The sequence below is a fragment of the Acinetobacter gyllenbergii genome (genome assembly GCF_001682515.1).
GTDB classification, from domain to species: domain Bacteria; phylum Pseudomonadota; class Gammaproteobacteria; order Pseudomonadales; family Moraxellaceae; genus Acinetobacter; species Acinetobacter gyllenbergii.
In genome coordinates this window covers 78,495-97,430 of record NZ_KV575272.1, presented here as the reverse complement: position 1 = coordinate 97,430, position 18,936 = coordinate 78,495, and the positions used below count along the sequence as shown (strand labels likewise).

Here is an 18,936-nt window from a genome sequence, read left to right as displayed (position 1 = left end):
CGCAGCAGTTAAAGTTGTTTTACCATGGTCAACGTGACCAATTGTACCCACGTTTACGTGTGGTTTATTACGTTCAAACTTAGCCTTAGCCATTTTGATTTTCCTCGTTTACGTCGACGCCAGTTTAGAGAAAAACAACCCTGAAAAACCTTCTTAATCGACATTCGCCTAAAAAACTAGACACCTAATACTTGAAAAGCAGACTATAATAGCCTGCTTCTTTAAAATGTTGTGGAAATTCCACTAAGCTGTATATCTGGAGCTCTTATCGAGATTTGAACTCGAGACCTCTCCCTTACCAAGGGAGTGCTCTACCACTGAGCTATAAGAGCGACATCTTCGATATGGAGCGGGAGACGAGGATCGAACTCGCGACATGCAGCTTGGAAGGCTGCCACTCTACCAACTGAGTTACTCCCGCATGTTGGTACTGACCACTTCTATCGAAGTTAAATGGTGGTGAGAGAAGGATTCGAACCTTCGAAACTTTCGTAGCAGAGTTACAGTCTGCCCCCTTTGGCCGCTCGGGAATCTCACCACATCACACTTACACAGTGCTGTTCTTCTACTTAATACTACCACACTTTTAAGATGGTGCCGGCACACGGATTCGAACTGTGGACCTACTGATTACAAGTCAGTTGCTCTACCAACTGAGCTATGCCGGCGCTTTCCAAGTGTTTCGTACGTTTCGTATCGGAACGGTGTGCAGTTTAGCAAAACTCTGAATCGATGCAAGTGCTTTTTTTAAAAAAACTGCTAAAAACTCATAAAATCAATCCGTTTGACGATAATTCAACCGCTTTGATCACTGCGCGAGCTTTTATTTGGGTTTCATTCCACTCAGATTCAGGATTTGAGTCCGCAACTAGCCCCGCTCCCGCTTGCACATAGACCTTTTGATCGCGAATAACGCAAGTACGAATCGCAATCGACATGTCCATTTCACCATGCCAGCCTAAATATCCAACAGCGCCACCAAATACACCCCGCTTAACAGGCTCAACCTCATCAATAATTTCCATAGCCCGAATTTTTGGTGCACCTGAAAGCGTTCCCGCAGGGAATGTTGCTTTAAACACATCTAAAGCATCTACATCATCTCGTACTTCACCCTGTACATTCGAAACAATATGCATCACATGGGAATAACGCTCGATCACCATCCGATCAGTCACTTGCACTTTACCGATTTTAGATACACGTCCGACATCGTTACGCCCCAGATCAATCAGCATTAGATGTTCAGCAATCTCTTTTTCATCTGCCAATAAATCTTGCTCCAAGGCAAGATCTTCTTCCTTGGTTTTACCACGTGGCCGCGTTCCTGCCAAAGGACGTACCGTTGCAATGCCATTTTCTAAACGAGATAAAATTTCTGGTGATGAGCCCACAATATGAAAGGGCTTTTGGTCTGTCAGGGTTTGCCCTTGCACCAAGAATAAATAGGGCGATGGATTTAAATGGCGAAGCGCACGATACACTTGCAGCGCTTCACCATCAAAATCAGAGACCATACGTTGTCCAGGCACTACCTGCATCACATCACCCGCACGGATATATTCTTTGACCTTTTCAACCGTCTCAAGAAATTTTGCTTTGCCTGTGATCGATTCAAAATGTGGTGCTGTATGCGGCTTCGCTTGTAAGCTAACAGGTGTCGCCAACAATTGCTCTAACTGATCCAGCTTTTGCTGAGCTTGAGCATAGGCATTCGGCTGATTCGCATCGGCATGATGAATGAGAAATAAGGTATCTTTTAAATTATCAAACACAATCACGGTTTGTGAGAGCATCAACCACAGGTCGGGTAGCGTGACAGGATCTGCAGCAGGCACATTTTTCAGTTTTGGTTCAATATAACGCACGGCGTCATAGCCTAAATAGCCCACCAATCCCCCAGTGAAGCTAGGTAAATCAGGCAATTCGACTTGAGTCGGGACTTTAAACTGACTTTGAAACTCTCGGATATAGTCAAAGGGATCAGCACAATCCTGCTGAATCACGGTACCATCCGCCTGTTGTATGGTGAGTACCCCTGCATTGCAGGAAAAAACGGTGGACTCACCCAAACCAATCATTGAATAGCGTGCCCAGTTCTCGCCACCTTCAACAGACTCAAATAGATAGGCTTGCTTGTATTGTTTAAAACGAGCAAAAACAGAAAGTGGGGTTTCAGTATCGGCCAAACGCTGGCGATAAACAGGAATGGTGTTATAGCCTGCTGCTTTTAATTGCTCAAATTGTACTAAGGTCGTCATGAATCTTCTCTATGGTTTTTAATTTCTGTGCGTTTTTTCTTTAGTGCTGTCTCAAGCCCGCCATCGAAAAACCATAATCATCTTCATGCTTGTCTCCTTACTAAATCTTCTTCTATCAATTCTGCCAAACTATCGACCACTTGCTGTGGCTGACAGTCGTAAATACTTTCTCCATGATTATAGCCATAGCTGACCACAATACAATCAATACCTGCACGTCTAGCTGCTTCAACATCATTACTTGAATCACCAATCATCAAGGTTGCCGCAGTCGTGGTATTCTGCGCCTGCACACAGTGCAGCAACGGCAAAGGATGTGGTTTTCGTTCAGGCAAACGATCACCCCCAATCACCATTTTAAAATATGGACTTAAAGCCAAGAGATCAAGAATACCTTGTGCCAGCTGTTCAGGCTTATTGGTCACACATGCCATGCTAATATTATGGGTTTGACAATAATCTAAAAATGGTAAAACCCCCTCATACACTTGAGTATTTACACAGAGCTCCTGCGCATAAACATCAACAAATGTACTGAGGAGTTGCTCTTGCTGCTGAGCATCTACTTCCCCAAACAAATGTTCTAGCACAGCCTCACACAGTTTGGCTGCACCTTTTCCCACCCAGACCCGAACTTGCGCCTCGGTTACCTTCGCCAAACCCAATTTTTCTAAACTCAGGTTCATCGCTCGATATAAATCAGCAGCGGAATCGACCAGTGTCCCATCCAGATCAAATAAGACTAAACTACGGTTGTGTAACTGAGCAACGGACATATATTTCGACTCAAGAAATGAAAAAGGCATACCCACGTGGGCATGCCTTGATTGTAAAAGCTTCGCCCGATTATTTAAAGAACAGCCAAGCAATCACCGCCAGAATGATCAATACAATAATAGAAATGAGGCCAACCGAAGCATTCTTCTGTTGCTCTTTTTCCGCAGTAACACGCGAAATAGGTTCTTCAATTGCAACAGGTTGCGGCTCTGGTGCTGCCTGTACATTGATTCCTTCAGGAATCGGTGCTGGCTTTGGTATCGCCACTTGCTGTGGCATTCCATCACGTGTGATCGGCGTCTCAACTGCACGTTCAGCAATACTTGGCATACCTTGATCTGTAGAATTTGACGCTACAGGTTCAATCTCGATTTCTGGCAATTCAGCTTCAGATAGCGCTGGCGCAAGCACTGAAAAGACAAAACTGGCAAACTGCAAGATATCGCCATCGTGCAATTCTGTTTCCTGCTCAACACGCGCATCATTAATAAATGTACCGTTCGATGAATTCAGGTCTTGCACCCAAAGCTGCTGATCTTTTAACAATAACGCCGCGTGACGACGTGAAATATCTGCTGACTGCAACAAAATATCGGCATCTTGATGTCTTCCCACCAACATGTCACGTTCGATACTCAGTTCTTGCCCCGTAAATTCACCTGTAATGGCTTGTAATTTCCAAGTCATAGATGCATATCCTTATAGAATTTCTTGCAATCATAGCATTGTGACATAAGCGCTTCTGTGCATCTACTGTGAAGACGCTGGTCGAATCGTGGTGGTGGTTACCGTGTTTTTACTACGCTCTGTTTCTTTCACAGGAAGTTGTACCGTTTTTTGTTGTACTTGAGGCGCTTCAACTGCAACAGGTGTAGTCACCACAACCGTTTTATTCGCTTGGGTTGCTGTGGGTACTTTTTGATACGGTGAATTTGTCGCCACTGCTTGTCGATTATAAATATCCTCAACATTCTCAGGTAGTTTGGCAAAGTTACCATTTTTGTCCATTGAAAGTTGCAAACTATAGAGCTGATTATAACGCTGTTGAGAAATACGGCGTACATCATCAGCATCCCCTACAATTGTGGGATGTATGAAAACTAAAAGATTACGTTTTACATTACTTTTTGTATTTGAACTAAATAGACGACCTAAATAAGGGATATCACCCAACAATGGAAGGCTCTGGCGAGACAGTTCCGTATCATCTGAAATCAAGCCACCTAAAACGACCGTTTGTCCATGATCAGCCAAAACTGAGGTTTTAATCGCACGTTTACTGGTCACCAAATCCGCGGCTTGACCTTTATTGCTTTGGACATTCGAAACTTCTTGTTCAACCTCTAAACGTACAGACCCACCCTCACCAATATGTGGAATTACTTTTAAGGTCACCCCAACATCTTTACGCTCAACCGTAGTATAAGGATTTACCGTACTATTTCCGGTCGTTGCTACTGAACCCGTGACAAAAGGTACGTTTTGGCCAACAACAATATAGGCCTCTTCGTTATCCATGGTTACAATTGACGGAGATGACAATAAATTGGACTTGGTATTGGTTTTTAAAGCTTGAATCAAAGCACCATACGCACGTCGCGGATTACTGAAGTCACCAACAGCAAAACTTGCTCCACTGCCAGTGCCTCCATTTGTACTCCCAAGCACACCCGCCGCGCCTGCTGACCCACCAGTTAAATAACCTGCCGCAATTTTAGACAGACTTGCGCCTACATTACTAAAACTAAGCAAGCCAATGCCACTAGTGAGATCACCTAAAGCCCACTGAACGCCAAGTTGATCGGCATCATCACCTGTCACCTCCATAATCGCAGCTTCGATTAATACCTGCTGACGGCGAGTATCTAATTGCTGAATTGCCGCATCTATTTCTCGCATCAACTGTGGATCAGCTTTTACGACCAAGGCATTTTGCGCAGGATCAGCAATAATACTGACTCCACCTTGATTAAAACTGGTAATACTTGAATTTTGGCTATTGTTGGAATTGCTGTTTAAATTAATCGAAGGAGTAGAAACAGACGACGACGATGATCCTGTTGTCGAGCTTGAGTTTTGATTATTCGAGATCAGATTACTCATCGAATTAGATCGGTTATTACTATTCGATGTTGACGATGACGTAGAGGCCGATTGTCCTGTTACTAAGCCTTGTAAAATCTCAGCTAAGTTTTTTGCGCTCGCATATTTCAAACGATAGACTTTAAGACCACCCAAACGATCTGCTGATGGTACATCCAGCATTTCAATCATTTGACGCAAACGTTTACGTGAATCTGGGTCACCCTTGATTAAAATCCGATTGGTTCGATTATCGGCAATGATACGCACCCGTGAACCGATAAAATCTTTTGAAGCACCAGTTGCACTCATGGTCTCCAACAAACCAATCACTTCTTCAGCCTGGCTCGACTGCAAGCTAATTGCTTCAATGTCATTTTGACCCGTGCCATCTAAATTACGCACGATATTTTCAAGCTGATAAATATTGGTTGCACGATCAGAAACGATTAAAGCATTGGTCCCCGCAACCGCTGCCAAATGCGCAAATTGCGGCATTAACGGACGTAGGGCTGGAATCAAGTCATTCGGATTGGTATTTTGCAGCCAAATCACTCGCGTTACGATTTGATCACCACCCGCACGGCTACGTGCATCGTAAGGAATCCCAGAGTTCTTCGCATTACTGTCAGGGACAAGTTTAACCGTGTTTCCTGAAGGGAGCGCCACCACACCATTGACATTGAGTACGCCTAGAAATAGGTCATACACCTCGTCCTTATTCAGAGGCTTATTGGAAATAACCGTCACATTACCACGCACACGAGGATCAACCGCAAAGTTCTTCCCAGTAATATCTGCAACTTCATTAATAAATGCGGTTAAGTCTGCATCACGTAGATTGATCTTCCATGTTTGTGCTTGCACATGAGTACTCACTGACGCAATCAAAGGTGCGGCGGCAAGTAATGCCCAAAGTGGTCGTTGATGATTTAAAAAAGCCATAACCTGCACTTATTCCTAACTGATGTGTGACGTGTGATCACTAAAAACTTTGTTGTATGGTCATCACTTGATCACCACGTTTTATTTCTATTTTGGCATGCCCTTCACGACGTACTTGCTCTAATAATTGTACTTCGTTGAGCCCCTGCCCGACGGTTTGACCATTGATCGATAGAATACGGTCACCCGAACGTAAACCCAAGGTATTTTTTAAATTCGATGGGGTCTTGTCTGATATTTCATAACCATCCGCACCGCCACCATTGACTCCCATATTTTTTAGATATTGCTCGCGATTATCCTGCATTTGCTGGATCGCTTGACCTAAAGCCGATTGTGGTGAGTTCTGAGTTGGTGCAGCCGCTGCTGGCGGTACATTGTTGCTGTTGTTAAGCACAGGATCAATTGGCTGATATAGACCTTTGTCCAAACCCTTAAATTTAACTTCTCGGGTTGCACCATTGCCCTGTTTTAAAACCACATGATCCCAATAGACTTCAGCCAATTGATATGACGTTGATCCCACAGTTTCACCAACACGATATCGTTCAGCACTATCATTCAACTTAATTACAGCCGATGATAAATAATTGGGCTGTCCCAACAACACACCTTGCAACTCCAGATTGACATTATCATCAGCCGAAGTTGCTGCTGGTTCGTTGAATAATGCAAAAGAACTGATATTGGGAACTTGGGCTTGCTGCGAGCCCAACTCCACTCGGTCAAACTGCATCGGTTGTGGTGGCGCAACCACCCACCAGAACAGTGAAGCCAATTTCCAACATAACCACAAAATCAGGAGTACTAAAACCAGACCACTGAGCTTATCCAGTTTTTGCCAACGCAATTGTTGCATTTTTTCAGTGATTGCTTTCATTAGAAACCACCTTGCAACAAGGGTTGCCGCGAACTGATCACATAGGTGTCTAAGCCAGCTTTACCTTCATAAGAGGGAATGTTTAACAACATCCGCTGGGTGAGTTGTACATCCAGCATCAGACTTGCATCTAAGCTCAGATTCGCCATTTTCTGGCTACGTTGATCACGGACATCTATTTGTAATTGCCCGTTTTCATCTTTAAGTCCAGCCACTAAAGACGGCATATTCATACGATCTTGTCGCTGACCAAAAGTATAGGCCAACGCACCACCACCCCAATTCAATTGTCCTTCTACCGCGCTAAAGCCTTTTTCTTTTTGGTAATTCAATTGTACGTCTTTCAGTTGGATTGAGTTTTCAGGCCACTGCCAGTTGGCAAAATATTTTAATGTTTCAGGCGAGATTTTCCCTTGCAGGTCTTTAATCATGATTTTCTTACTTAGACCGTAAGCAAAAACCCCATTGAACTGGGTATTACCACTATGAATATCCAGATCTGCACCAACGCGCAGTAATAGCAAATCCAGAGGGCGAGTTTTCCAATGCACTGAACCGCGCAATTGACCACGTTGCCAGTCTGCTTGCCCCTGCCAAATGTTACCGCTGACATTATGTAATATTTGATTATCTTTTGAAAATTTCGCAATTAACCATGTTGCTGGAATTTGTAAAATAATAAAAATTAAAAATGCAAAAATGGCGAATACCCACCATCTCCATTGCTTGGTTTTTTTCTTCATTCCACCCTTACCAACATGCAAATATCATCCTTTTTGAGACAATCGCCCCCTGAATGACATTATGCATACTTTTTCAACATCGCCAATTCTCTGATATAAAAAAACCAAGCTTTTTAAGCCTGGCTTTTAATAAAGGATAAAGTCATCGTATGACAAAACGATGACTTTAAAACTTGCTTAGATTAAGAAATCTTCAAGTTTTGCACCTTTTTCTAACTGAGCAACTAACCAACGTGGTTGCTTACCACGACCAGTCCAAGTTTCTTCAGCATTGCTCTTGTTACGGTAGCGTGGCTCTACTGCTTTACGCGTAGTTTTCTTACGCTTTTGCTCACCCACTTCCAATAACTCTTCAACGCTATAACCAATCGCATCTGCAATCGCGATAATTTGATTATACGCATCTTCAACTGCTTGATCTTTTTTACTTGCAATCAAAGCTTCTGCTTCTGCTTGTAAACGCTTTAAATCTTCTACAGATAAATCACTAATATCTGGTTTCATTAGAACCACTCCAACTTATATAGGGGAAATATATCACTCAAAAATAAAATGAATTTTTAATTCGATTCAATATTAATTTATAAATGATTAATTAATCAATATAAGAATAACGCACTTAATCGTATATTTACCCCCAAATGGCAATTTATTTACAATAAAGCAAAAAAAGTAGACCTGTTATATAAAAACATATTCTATAAAAGCGAGACCACGGATCCGAAGCAATCCGATTTATATTAAATTACTCTTAATTTTATCTAAAAAATTTTAATTTTCTTTTCAGGGTTTAGGTTCAAATACCTTATCTCTTACAAATGAAAGCTTTGAACCTTATTATATGAAATGATGATATAATCAAACAAAAATAGACATAATCGTCTTTATAATCATTCACATTATATTAAAGCATGACCTACGCTATGTTCTAACTGAATTATGTGCTGTCTAATCTCATCAGGAATATTTAATTTCTTTGATGTGTTCTTATCCACACAAACCATGACCGCCTCAGCTGTTGCCACGATTTGCTGTTGTGTTTCACTCCACAATACATAATGCATACGAAAAGCACTATTTCTTAACTCCTCAATCCGCGCACCAATATGCAGCACATCGGGATAGAATACAGGACTCAAGTATTTACACTGGCTTGATGCAACGACCGTCAATATCTCCTGATCAAAGATATTCAGCGTCATTAAATAAGCGATGCGTGCACTCTCGATATAACGATAATACTGAACATTATTTACATGACCAAACGCATCCATATCCCCCCAAGCAACGGTTTGCTGAAGCACAACAGGATAGACAGACAATTCTTTCATGTTTTCACTCATATCTTAAAATTAAGAAAATTTACATCATTTTCAAATATTAAATTTAACTGCCTGATTAAATCTGGATTATCACCCAAAGTTGATTTAATCCTTAAATAACTCATTAAAATATTATCTGGATATAAAGTTAATAATTGCTCTGCTTCTGCTTGTCGCTGTGTTGCCACATAAATATGCCATTTTGCAAAGCTTAACATCGGCACACTGGTGTAACGCTGTTCAAGCTGCATAATGCGCTGCTCAACATAGGCATAATCTGGAATCTGCTTCAATAATTGTTGTTGGAACCAAAGATAAAACACTTCTGGATCAAATTGATCTTGTAATAAATGTAAGGCTAGATCTTCATGCTGTACACTCATTTCTGGCATACGTGCCAATAGTTTCAACCAGAGCACTTTACTACTGTACGGACGAGTTTGAATTTCATCCAGTAAAAACAGATAGCGTTGCTGTAGTGCCGCCAGATCATCGACAGATGCCTGATCAAATCGAATCAATAATTGTTGCAACCATAGATCACGGTGTTCAGCATCAAGCAAACCATATTGGGTTGTTTGCAAAAACAACCATGGCTCCTGCAAGGCAAGTTTACCCCAAAGCGCAGTAATCCGTTGCTGATAAGCCGTCTCAATTTCAATCAACCAAGGTGAAAGCTGATGTTGGGCCAAAAACTCTAAATGGGTGAGTGCTTTTTGTGTTTCCTGCTGCTCAAGATAAATATCAATGCGTTGCAATTCAGCCAGTTCAAATGCCATCGGTGCAGATTTCTCTAAACTCTGCAATGCAGTCTCATAATCACCATTTTTATAATCAAATTGCGCATCAATAATATGATTGAGCAACCCTGACTGGGTATAAACACGCTCAATAAACACTTGTTGATCTTTTGCAGCTTCCAATAACCAAACAATCCCGAGTTGCTCATAAGGATGTAGATCTTTAAAATGCAGAATCGTTTCTTTTTTGCGTTGCTCTCGGGCGAAATAACGCTTACCAAATAGCCAAGCAAATTGTGCCAGCAAACTGATGACGATAAACAGCGCAATCAGCCCCCAAACTCCACTCTGAAACTGCCAATCACGCCAATAAATATACACATAACCATTCCCATAGCCATAACTCAAGATGGCAAACAGGGCGAACAACACCAAACTTGCAAGCAGATAAATCCACAATAAATGTTTCATAATGCCTTATCCCAACAAACCCAGTGTGGTTAATTTCGGAGTGGGTACCGCAGGTAGGTTTAAAATTTTCTCTAAACGTTGCTTCATTTGCTGGCTATTCTGATCAGGTAATTCAGCCAATAACTGCATCACTTCCAAGCTTGATTTTCGATATTCAGCCAACTGTCCTTGTTGCAAGGCTTGCGAAGCCAGTAATAAACGTAATTGAGCTTCTTTCAAAGTAATATTACGACTCATCAAATCGGGCGAATTACGCTGTACCTTTTCCAACTTAAACCAATGCCACCAAGCGCCACTGTCACTTTTTGTCATGCTTATTTTGGGATTTTTGATTTCTTGCTGAATCTTCTGATCCAGCTGCTGCAACAAATTGTCGAGTTGCTGCTGTTGCTGCGTTTGACTGAGGACGTATTGTTGAATGCTTTGTTTGTCCTGTTCAATGGCTTTCATCAGACTATGCTGCAACGCTGGTGAAACCGCATACTGAGCAATATGTTGCTGAGCTTGATTTAGTTGATCTAATGCATAAATAAACTGCTGTTGATCCAAAGCAAACTGAACCAATTGCATTTGTTGTTTAACCAAAATAACCGGGGCGATCCCTGTCATCGTGGTCGGTATTGCAACATTATCTGTAGGCTCGATCACACTGCTATTTTGCAACTGGCGTTGCACTGCAACAAATTGATCATTCAATAGAGCATAGCGTTGCTCGGTTTGATCGAGCTGCTGTTGTAACTGGGGTAGCGTTTGAGAATATTGCGCAACATCGTAACTGAGTTTAGCCAACCACAATAAACTCAATCCTAATATTAGATAACCAATTTTTCTCATACATGTCCTTTCCAGTCACTCATGCGATGAATGATCTCTGATGCGGATAAATTTTCAAGCTGAATAATGTTAAATCCTTTCGCCGTTTGCGATTGGGCCGTTTCTACAAGCTGAACCAAACGTGAGCCCAAAACCAGATAAACCCACGCAGCTGTACACGGAGATTGTTTGCAGAATTGCTGCCAATAATTCCAACTCGCTTCACTACTGATCAACACTGCAACAGGCTGATTTAAACTTATTTTTTTTACAATTTCAGGAAATGCAATCACACTCTGCTTAGGGCATTGACGATGATAGAGCACAAAATTCAGGATCTCGACACCGTGTTGCTGCAATTGCTGCATCATAAACTGTCGACCCCCTAAGCCTCGCCAAAATGCGATTTTCTTTAGATCTTTGTGTTGTTTTAAAATCGGTAATTGCAGCATTCCTTCCGAAGTTTCCACCTCAGGCACCCAACTGTCTATGCTGTATTTTGCTAAAGCGTGTGCTGTAGTCTGTCCCACAGCAATCCATTGAATATGCTGCAGCTGATCAAGTTGCAAACCTGCTTGCTGTAAATAACGCATCCCAACATCAACAGCGGTTGGACTCACCACCACAATTGCTTGAACCTGTTTCAATTCTAAATAAAGTTGTTGCAGAACATAAGAAAAAGGTTCTGCAACCAACTCAAGCAAAGGTAGTGCTTCGACCTGATAACCCACTTCATTTAATGCTTGCGTTAAAGCAGCGGCGCGGTCATCAGGTCGTGTATTGATAAACAGCATTAATACAACGCTTTGAGCAATTCACCCGCACCTTGCGCTAGCAAGCGCTGAGCAAGCTGTTCTCCCAATTGCTCAGCATCGACTGTTGCACCGACTAATTGCTCTTGCAACAAAGTCTTGCCATCTACACTGCCAACACGGCCTTCAATCTGGACTTGACCATCCTTTAAAGTCGCATAACCTGCAATCGGCACTTGGCAGCCCCCTTCCAGATAAGCATTGAACGCACGTTCTGCACGGACACAAATCGAAGTTTCTTCGTGTTGCAGTGGCCGAATCAATTTTAATAATTCGACATCATCGCTACGGCACTCTAGACCAAGTGCACCTTGACCCACCGCAGGCAAGCTCAATACGGGCGCCAAACAATGGCGAATACGATCAGCCAAACCTAAACGTTTTAGGCCTGCGCTGGCTAAAATAATGGCATCATACAAACCATCATCCAACTTGGATAAACGCGTCCCGACATTACCGCGTAAATCAATAATCTCTAAATCTGGACGTTGCTGTAAAATCTGGCATTTACGGCGCAAGCTCGATGTACCCACTTTGGCACCTTGCGGTAACTCGTCAAAATGGGAGTAGTGATTTGAAACAAAAGCATCCAAAGGATCTTCACGCTCGCAAATGACTGCCAAACTCAAACCTTCAGGCAAATGCATGGGTACATCTTTCATCGAGTGTACCGCCAAATCAGCACGCCCATCCAACAGTGCTGCTTCCAACTCTTTTACAAATAAACCTTTACCACCAATTTTTGCCAGAGGGGTATCCAGAATCTTGTCGCCTTGCGTTACGAACTTAAGTAATTCAACCGTTAAATCTGGATAAAGCGCATTTAAACGAGAACGAATATGTTCCGCCTGCCAGAGTGCAAGCGGGCTTTGTCGAGTCGCAATTTTTAAGGTTTTCATAAATTCAAGTGAGGTATTGATCAAAGCAATTGTTCCAAACTTAACTTGCTCACCTGAAATTGCAAGTAAAAAATCACAAAGTGATCAATCATTCAGCCGAAAAGTTTGGTTTTATAATTGATGCATACATTCTCTTAAACTCGGCAAGTGTCGGCGACTGACCGACAAACGCTCATCCAACTCACGTAACCGCACCTGATATTGTCCCGCAGTCACCAACTCTAAGCCTTCAAGATAGTCGAGCGAGACCAGTGCATTACGATGAATGCGGATAAAGCGATCGGCAAATTCCAGTTCCAGATCTTTAAGTGTTTCATCAATCAGTACACTGCCATTTTTATGGCGAACAGTGACATATTTCTGATCTGCTAAAAAATAATAAACATTTTCCAAGGGAATCAGTTCCACTCCGCGATAAGTTTTCGCAGCAATTTGATGGCGTTGTGCTTTGGTATCGTACATATCGTCTTGTTGTTGTAAACCCGTCATTTGTGCTTGTGTGAGTTGAGTTAAATGGTTAAATACCTGCTGTAAATCTTGTTGTGCAACAGGTTTAAGTAAATATCCTTGTGCTTGAAATTTAAATGCTTCCAATGCATGTTGATCATATGCCGTGCAAAAAATAATCGCAGGACGTGGATTAAGCTGGCTGAGTTGTTCAGCACATTCCAAACCATTCATCCCTGGCATTTGAATATCTAATAAAACGACATCGGGTGAGTCGTTTTCTATATGATTTAACACATCCTGACCATGATGCGCTGTCGCAATGACTTCGTGTCCCATCTGGGTCACTAAACGTGCCAAACGCTCTACTGCGAGAGGCTCATCATCAGCAATCAGAACTCTCATCCTCTCCTCCTTGTCACCGTTAACTTCATCCATATTTTTTATGGTTAACTTGACTTATTATTTTACTCGATAGTGGTAGCTCACCACGGTCGTATATAACGACGTTCCCCCATAAATCTGAAACTTAACCGTTTGCCCATAATAAGCTTTCAAGCGCTGCTTCACATTGTCTATCGCAATACCATTTCCCTGTCTCGATTTTATTGTATCGTGAGAATAAGGGTTAGTAATGACTATACTGACTTGATTTTGCAATATTTCAACCAATACACTAATGGTTGAAGGTTGTAAAATTTTTTCCACCCCATGAAAAATACTATTCTCCAGCAAAGGTTGCAACGTCAATAACGGAATCGTCACTCGTTTTAATTCAATCGGTGTTGCCTGTATATTCCATTCTACATTCAAACGCGCGCCTAAACGCATCTTTTCAATACTTAAATAATGCTGACATAATTCAATTTCTTCGGCCAGACTCACCAGTTTCAGCTCTTGAAAGCTGGCTCTGAATAAGCGTGACAGATTAATCAACATATTTTCAGCTTTTTCAGGGTCAATCGCAATTAAACTCACCACGCTATTCATACTATTAAATAAAAAATGTGGGTGAATCCGTGCCTGCATCGCCTGAATCCGCGCATTGAGTTCACTATACTGCTGGTTCATCCATTGCTCACGCATATATAAATAACGTAAGCAGAACGCCCCCAGCAAAACGCCGTAGCCTAAATGCAAACTAGTCCCATGAAATAAAATCTCATCCGAAAATGAACCCGAACGTGCAGCCCAGAATTGAAGCAGATTGATCACACAAGTCGTCAACAGCACAATCAGCTGTAACAACACAAAGCCCATTATCAAGGCAATTTTCTGACTAAACTTAGCAAAAAAATCCTTAAAATAATCAACAACTGTCGCGAACGATAAAATTACCCAATTAATAAAAACCATATATTGCAGTACACGAAAGCTCTCCAAGGCTTGCCATGACCGTGCTTCAGCCAATGCCAGCACCATCGCTAAGACATTACTTGCAACAATTAATTCCAATAAGTATTGCCATTGACCAATTTTCGTAAAAAAATAGGAGCCTGATGGATTCCCCTGACGAGTTTGCGATAACTTCTTACGTCGAGTTTCGGCAACTGCGTTTGGATTTGCTATACTCTTTTTTATTTTGCTGAGCCGCCATGACCACATCTTCTCAATCCTCTTCTTCAGCCAACCCGAATCAAACCTCTGGAATGTGGGGCGGTCGCTTCTCTGAAGCAACTGATGCTTTTGTTGCAGAATTTACCGCATCTGTGCAATTTGACCAACGTTTTTATAAACAAGATATTGCAGGTTCAATTGCACATGCCACTATGCTTGCCAAAGTAGGAGTCTTAACTGAAGCTGAACGCGATGACATTATCCAAGGCTTGAGCACCATTAAAGCTGAAATTGAGGCAGGCAACTTTGAATGGCGCATTGATTTAGAAGACGTACATATGAACATTGAGTCTCGTTTGACTCAACGAATCGGCATTACCGGAAAAAAATTACATACGGGCCGTAGCCGTAATGACCAAGTTGCAACCGATATCCGCTTATATTTACGTGATGAGATTGATGACATCTTAGGCCTATTACTGCGTTTACAGAAAGGCTTACTGGGTTTGGCAAGCAACAATACCAACACCATTATGCCAGGTTTCACCCATCTACAAACCGCTCAGCCTGTGACCTTTGGTCATCATTTATTAGCTTGGTTTGAAATGTTAGTGCGTGATACTGAACGTTTACAAGACTGCCGTAAACGTGTCAATCGTATGCCGCTCGGCTCAGCAGCTTTGGCAGGTACAACCTACCCGATTGATCGTGCTTATACTGCAGAACTTCTCGGTTTCGAAGCCGTTTCAGAAAACTCGTTAGATGCGGTATCTGACCGTGACTTTGCCATTGAATTTAATGCAGCCGCATCTTTGATCATGATGCATTTATCACGCATGTCTGAAGAACTCATTTTATGGACCTCAGCGCAGTTTAAGTTTGTGAATATTCCAGACCGCTTCTGTACAGGTTCTTCAATCATGCCACAGAAGAAAAATCCAGATGTACCAGAACTGGTGCGTGGTAAATCAGGTCGTGTCTTTGGCGACTTAATTAGCTTATTGACCTTAATGAAAGGTCAGCCATTGGCCTACAATAAAGACAACCAAGAAGACAAAGAACCTTTGTTTGATGCGATTGATACCGTTCGTGGTTCACTCATGGCTTTCGCAGACATGGTTCCAGCCCTTGTACCCAATATTGAGATTATGCGTGAAGCCGCTTTACGTGGTTTCTCCACTGCAACCGATCTTGCCGACTACCTGGTCAAAAAAGGCGTTGCTTTCCGCGATGCCCATGAAATTGTTGGTAAAGCCGTGGCTTTAGGTGTTGCAGAAGAAAAAGATTTATCTGAACTGACACTAGAACAGCTGCAACAGTTCTCTGATTTGATCGAAGCCGATGTATTTGACAAGGCCCTCACTTTAGAAGCGTCTGTCAATGCACGTGATCATATTGGTGGCACCTCACCAAAACAGGTCGAAGCTGCGATTGCACGTGCACACACTCGCCTAGAACAGTTATACGCTTAAGGATTGATGATGACTAGACAAGTACTTTGCCGTAAATACAAACAAGAGCTTGAAGGTTTGGACTTTGCGCCATTCCCTGGTCCGAAAGGCCAAGAGTTCTTTGAAACAATTTCAAAACAGGCATGGCAGGAATGGTTAAAACACCAAACCACGCTGATTAACGAAAAACGCTTGAATGTATTTGAGCCTGAGGCGAAAAAGTTTCTTGAAGAACAACGTGAGAAGTTCTTCAATAACGATGAAAGCGTAGAAAAAGCAGAAGGTTGGACTGAACAAAAATAAGTCGCTTGGTCAAACCCTACCGTAAAAAGAGAGCTGAAAAACAGCTCTCTTTTTACGTGATATTTACATAAGTAATAAAGCCTTACAGAGTATACACAGTTGTCTACATGACACCTTTCACCCTACCCCGTATAGTTAAATCCAGAAGGACAAAGAGATACGTTGATATCTCACGTAACGCATGAAATTTCTCTCCCAGACTTTTCCCCCGAAGTCTGGGATTTTTTTATGCCAAGATTTTACACATAAAAAAACCGCCTATTCAAAGCGGCTTTTAGTTATGTGATTTTTACATGATTATTTTTGATGCACTTGTTGTTCAATTTCTTCAATACTGGTATGACGTACATCCGTCCCTTTCGCCATATAAATCACTTGTTCTGAGATATTACGTGCATGGTCACCAATACGCTCCAATGAACGCAATACCCACATCACATTAATCACGCGTGAGATATGACGCGGATCTTCAATCATATAGGTCATTAAGGTACGTGTAGCCGACTGATATTCACGGTCAATATCCACATCTGCCATCACGACTTTAAGCGCTTGCTCGATATCTAAACGGGCAAATGCATCTAAAGCATCATGAATCATGACACGCACTTGGTTACCAATATGACGGGTTTCCATATAACCGCGTGGCGACTCACCCTCTTCACATAAGGTTTGTGCAATACGAGCAATTTTTGCAGCCTCATCACCAATACGCTCTAAGTCAGTATTGGCCTTACTCATTGCAATCACCATACGCAAATCAATCGCAGCAGGATGACGACGCGCGAGAATCAAGGTTAAACCTTCATCGATATCGCGTTCAAATTGGTTGACCGCATTGTCTTTAAACTGCACATCAATCGCTAAGTTAGCATCTGTGTCTAATAAAGCATGAATTGCGTTGGCAACTTGTTGCTCCACTAATCCACCCATGGTCATAAACTTGGTATGCACATCTTGCAAGTCTTCATTAAATTGTGAAGAAATATGATGACTTAACACAGGATTGCTTGGGCTCACAGTATGCCTCCACTAGACACATGGAAAAATGATTGGTGATTAAAACATAGAAATGATGAAAGTTTTATGACAGCCTATCCGTTGATTTCATCTTTATAGCATGCGCTTTATAATCCTACCGCCACAACAATCACCAACAAAGAATTTTATTATGCGTTTTTTTACTCTTTGCCTGATGAGCAGTGTCTTATTACTCGGCTGCCAAAAACCGCCACAACCGACCAATACAGATAAACAGACCCAGCAACAAACGAATAAAACAACCACCACTCAACAGAATTGCACCAACTTAAATCAGGCAATGCAAAATATTGATGAGCGCAGCAGTATTGAAGCATTAAACCAAGTCAATGCTCAACTCAAACAGTGCATTTCTCAGGTCAAAAATACTCAACAATTACAATGGCTGCAAAACTCAAGCAATATGTATTTGCGTTTTATGCAAGGACATCAAAGCAAGAAAGGCTATGATCAATTTCTGAATCTTGAAGAATATCTATATCGCTTAATGGATCAAGATCCCTCATGGCAATCGATCCAACAAATCAAAAATTTTCAGGCCAAACCTGAACTATTTAAGAAGCTTTCACCTCGAGATCAGTATTTATTGCAACATCAAGGACAAGCGTATATCGAGCTACAAGACCAAGGTGAAGGTATCATTGACTACCGTCGCCAACCTCAATATATTTTGGACGTTTTTGCACCATCATTACCTATTGATCAAAAAATCTTTGTACAACGAATGGCAAAAGATAATCAGGACTTATTCTACATTGATGCGGCAATTAACGCTTCATGGGCAGAGTTGATTGAACGGGCTTTATTTTGGGAAAAATATCTACAGCAATATCCTCAAAGCTATTTTGCTAAAGACGCTCAACGCCTATTGGATGAATACTCATTTCTAATTTTCTTTGGTTCAGACAACACACCAGCACCAGTCCCTTATACCGGACTGGCATCAGATCAAGAGACAGACAAAGAAGCCTTACAACAGATCCAACACTTAGCCAAACAAAAGCATAGTCATTTGGCCGAAGTGGCACAAAAATACTTAGCCTTCACAACCACGCCTTTAGAGCAGCGCCAGCAAAAGTTTGCTCTCACTACTGCAAATACGGTCACAGACAACCCTGAAAGTAATTCGAGTGAACAATTGCACGAGTTATTACCACTAAAATCACCGTTTGAAAATACCGATTATCGAGACTGCCATCAGGATGCAATTTGTATTCAATACAACATCAATTAAACAAGCATTTTTTTTAAAATCTGTTAGTCTAAACGCCTAGCTTGACGGAGCGCAGTTAACAAACTGCTGAGATTGTCTTAATCATTCAATTTAAAGACAAGTACCGTTGAACCTGATCAGGTTAAAACCTGCGTAGGAATCAAGCCCAGCAAAAACTT

19 protein-coding genes, 4 tRNA genes and 1 riboswitch are annotated in these 18,936 nt (G+C 41.8%); of the genes, 3 read left to right on the top strand and 20 right to left on the bottom strand.

All coding sequences use genetic code 11. The annotated features are described in order from the left end of the window. The 19 genes from NG55_RS20755 to NG55_RS19890 form a co-directional block, all read right to left on the bottom strand. On the bottom strand, window positions 1-93 hold a 93-nt coding region (locus tag NG55_RS20755; RefSeq protein ID WP_017397055.1), incomplete at its 3' end, for a GTP-binding protein. Window positions 94-257: 164 nt separating this feature from the next. Then, a tRNA-Thr gene (locus tag NG55_RS19975) sits at window positions 258-332 on the bottom strand. A gap of 13 nt (window positions 333-345) precedes the next feature. Further along, window positions 346-421, bottom strand: a tRNA-Gly gene (locus tag NG55_RS19970). 33 nt (window positions 422-454) lie between these two features. After that, window positions 455-538, bottom strand: a tRNA-Tyr gene (locus NG55_RS19965). A gap of 54 nt (window positions 539-592) precedes the next feature. Continuing rightward, a tRNA-Thr gene (locus NG55_RS19960) sits at window positions 593-668 on the bottom strand. Between the two features lie 99 nt (window positions 669-767). Next, complete coding sequence (gene trpE, locus NG55_RS19955) at window positions 768-2,261, bottom strand: anthranilate synthase component I (RefSeq protein WP_065344220.1); 1,494 nt, start codon at window positions 2,259-2,261, stop codon at window positions 768-770. 83 nt (window positions 2,262-2,344) lie between these two features. Further along, the gene (locus NG55_RS19950) at window positions 2,345-3,037 is read right to left on the bottom strand and encodes a phosphoglycolate phosphatase (protein ID WP_032860606.1); all 693 of its coding nucleotides are present in this window, start codon (window positions 3,035-3,037) and stop codon (window positions 2,345-2,347) included. A gap of 70 nt (window positions 3,038-3,107) precedes the next feature. Further along, window positions 3,108-3,725, bottom strand: a complete 618-nt coding sequence (locus NG55_RS19945; RefSeq protein ID WP_065344219.1) for an FHA domain-containing protein — start codon at window positions 3,723-3,725, stop codon at window positions 3,108-3,110. A 63-nt stretch (window positions 3,726-3,788) separates the two neighbouring features. After that, a complete protein-coding gene (gspD, locus tag NG55_RS19940) occupies window positions 3,789-6,065 on the bottom strand; it encodes a type II secretion system secretin GspD (protein ID WP_065344218.1) in 2,277 nt (758 codons plus the stop codon). A 40-nt stretch (window positions 6,066-6,105) separates the two neighbouring features. Further along, entirely contained in the window at window positions 6,106-6,945 is an 840-nt protein-coding gene (locus NG55_RS19935; RefSeq protein WP_016540834.1) for a type II secretion system protein N, read from the bottom strand. Beyond that, a complete protein-coding gene (gspN, locus tag NG55_RS19930) occupies window positions 6,945-7,688 on the bottom strand; it encodes a type II secretion system protein N (RefSeq protein WP_065344217.1) in 744 nt (247 codons plus the stop codon). Before gspN ends, NG55_RS19935 begins: the two co-directional genes overlap by 1 nt. 177 nt (window positions 7,689-7,865) lie before the next feature. Further along, a complete protein-coding gene (locus tag NG55_RS19925; protein WP_016540832.1) occupies window positions 7,866-8,192 on the bottom strand; it encodes an H-NS histone family protein in 327 nt (108 codons plus the stop codon). A gap of 395 nt (window positions 8,193-8,587) precedes the next feature. After that, window positions 8,588-9,019, bottom strand: coding sequence for an acyl-CoA thioesterase (locus tag NG55_RS19920; RefSeq protein ID WP_016540831.1), 432 nt, complete (start codon window positions 9,017-9,019; stop codon window positions 8,588-8,590). An 8-nt stretch (window positions 9,020-9,027) separates the two neighbouring features. Further along, the gene (locus tag NG55_RS19915) at window positions 9,028-10,221 is read right to left on the bottom strand and encodes a hypothetical protein (protein WP_065344216.1); all 1,194 of its coding nucleotides are present in this window, start codon (window positions 10,219-10,221) and stop codon (window positions 9,028-9,030) included. A gap of 6 nt (window positions 10,222-10,227) precedes the next feature. Next, window positions 10,228-11,055, bottom strand: coding sequence for a hypothetical protein (locus NG55_RS19910; RefSeq protein ID WP_065344215.1), 828 nt, complete (start codon window positions 11,053-11,055; stop codon window positions 10,228-10,230). Further along, entirely contained in the window at window positions 11,052-11,828 is a 777-nt protein-coding gene (locus tag NG55_RS19905; protein ID WP_065344214.1) for a uroporphyrinogen-III synthase, read from the bottom strand. The genes NG55_RS19910 and NG55_RS19905 overlap by 4 nt, the downstream gene beginning before the upstream one ends. Beyond that, the gene (hemC, locus tag NG55_RS19900; protein WP_065344213.1) at window positions 11,828-12,745 is read right to left on the bottom strand and encodes a hydroxymethylbilane synthase; all 918 of its coding nucleotides are present in this window, start codon (window positions 12,743-12,745) and stop codon (window positions 11,828-11,830) included. Before hemC ends, NG55_RS19905 begins: the two co-directional genes overlap by 1 nt. 111 nt (window positions 12,746-12,856) lie before the next feature. Then, the gene (locus NG55_RS19895; protein WP_016540826.1) at window positions 12,857-13,597 is read right to left on the bottom strand and encodes a LytR/AlgR family response regulator transcription factor; all 741 of its coding nucleotides are present in this window, start codon (window positions 13,595-13,597) and stop codon (window positions 12,857-12,859) included. A gap of 57 nt (window positions 13,598-13,654) precedes the next feature. Then, on the bottom strand, window positions 13,655-14,797 hold the full coding sequence (locus tag NG55_RS19890) for a sensor histidine kinase (RefSeq protein ID WP_016540825.1): 1,143 nt from the start codon (window positions 14,795-14,797) through the stop codon (window positions 13,655-13,657). Here NG55_RS19890 and argH point away from each other — a divergent pair. Together argH and NG55_RS19880 are read left to right on the top strand one after the other, a co-directional pair. Further along, entirely contained in the window at window positions 14,788-16,221 is a 1,434-nt protein-coding gene (gene argH, locus NG55_RS19885) for an argininosuccinate lyase (RefSeq protein WP_065344212.1), read from the top strand. The two genes, NG55_RS19890 and argH, sit on opposite strands and share 10 nt — an antisense overlap. A 9-nt stretch (window positions 16,222-16,230) precedes the next feature. Beyond that, window positions 16,231-16,503 carry an oxidative damage protection protein gene (locus tag NG55_RS19880; protein ID WP_065344211.1) on the top strand — a complete coding sequence of 91 codons (273 nt, stop codon included), beginning with the start codon at window positions 16,231-16,233 and terminating at the stop codon, window positions 16,501-16,503. Between the two features lie 297 nt (window positions 16,504-16,800). On the opposite strand, the gene phoU is transcribed toward NG55_RS19880, so the two are convergent. Further along, on the bottom strand, window positions 16,801-17,523 hold the full coding sequence (gene phoU / locus NG55_RS19875; RefSeq protein WP_016540822.1) for a phosphate signaling complex protein PhoU: 723 nt from the start codon (window positions 17,521-17,523) through the stop codon (window positions 16,801-16,803). Window positions 17,524-17,674: 151 nt separating this feature from the next. On the opposite strand from phoU, the gene NG55_RS19870 reads away from it, so the two are divergent. Further along, window positions 17,675-18,778 carry a hypothetical protein gene (locus NG55_RS19870; RefSeq protein ID WP_065344210.1) on the top strand — a complete coding sequence of 368 codons (1,104 nt, stop codon included), beginning with the start codon at window positions 17,675-17,677 and terminating at the stop codon, window positions 18,776-18,778. Between the two features lie 35 nt (window positions 18,779-18,813). Next, a riboswitch (TPP riboswitch) is annotated at window positions 18,814-18,934 on the top strand. Window positions 18,935-18,936 lie beyond the last annotated feature (2 nt).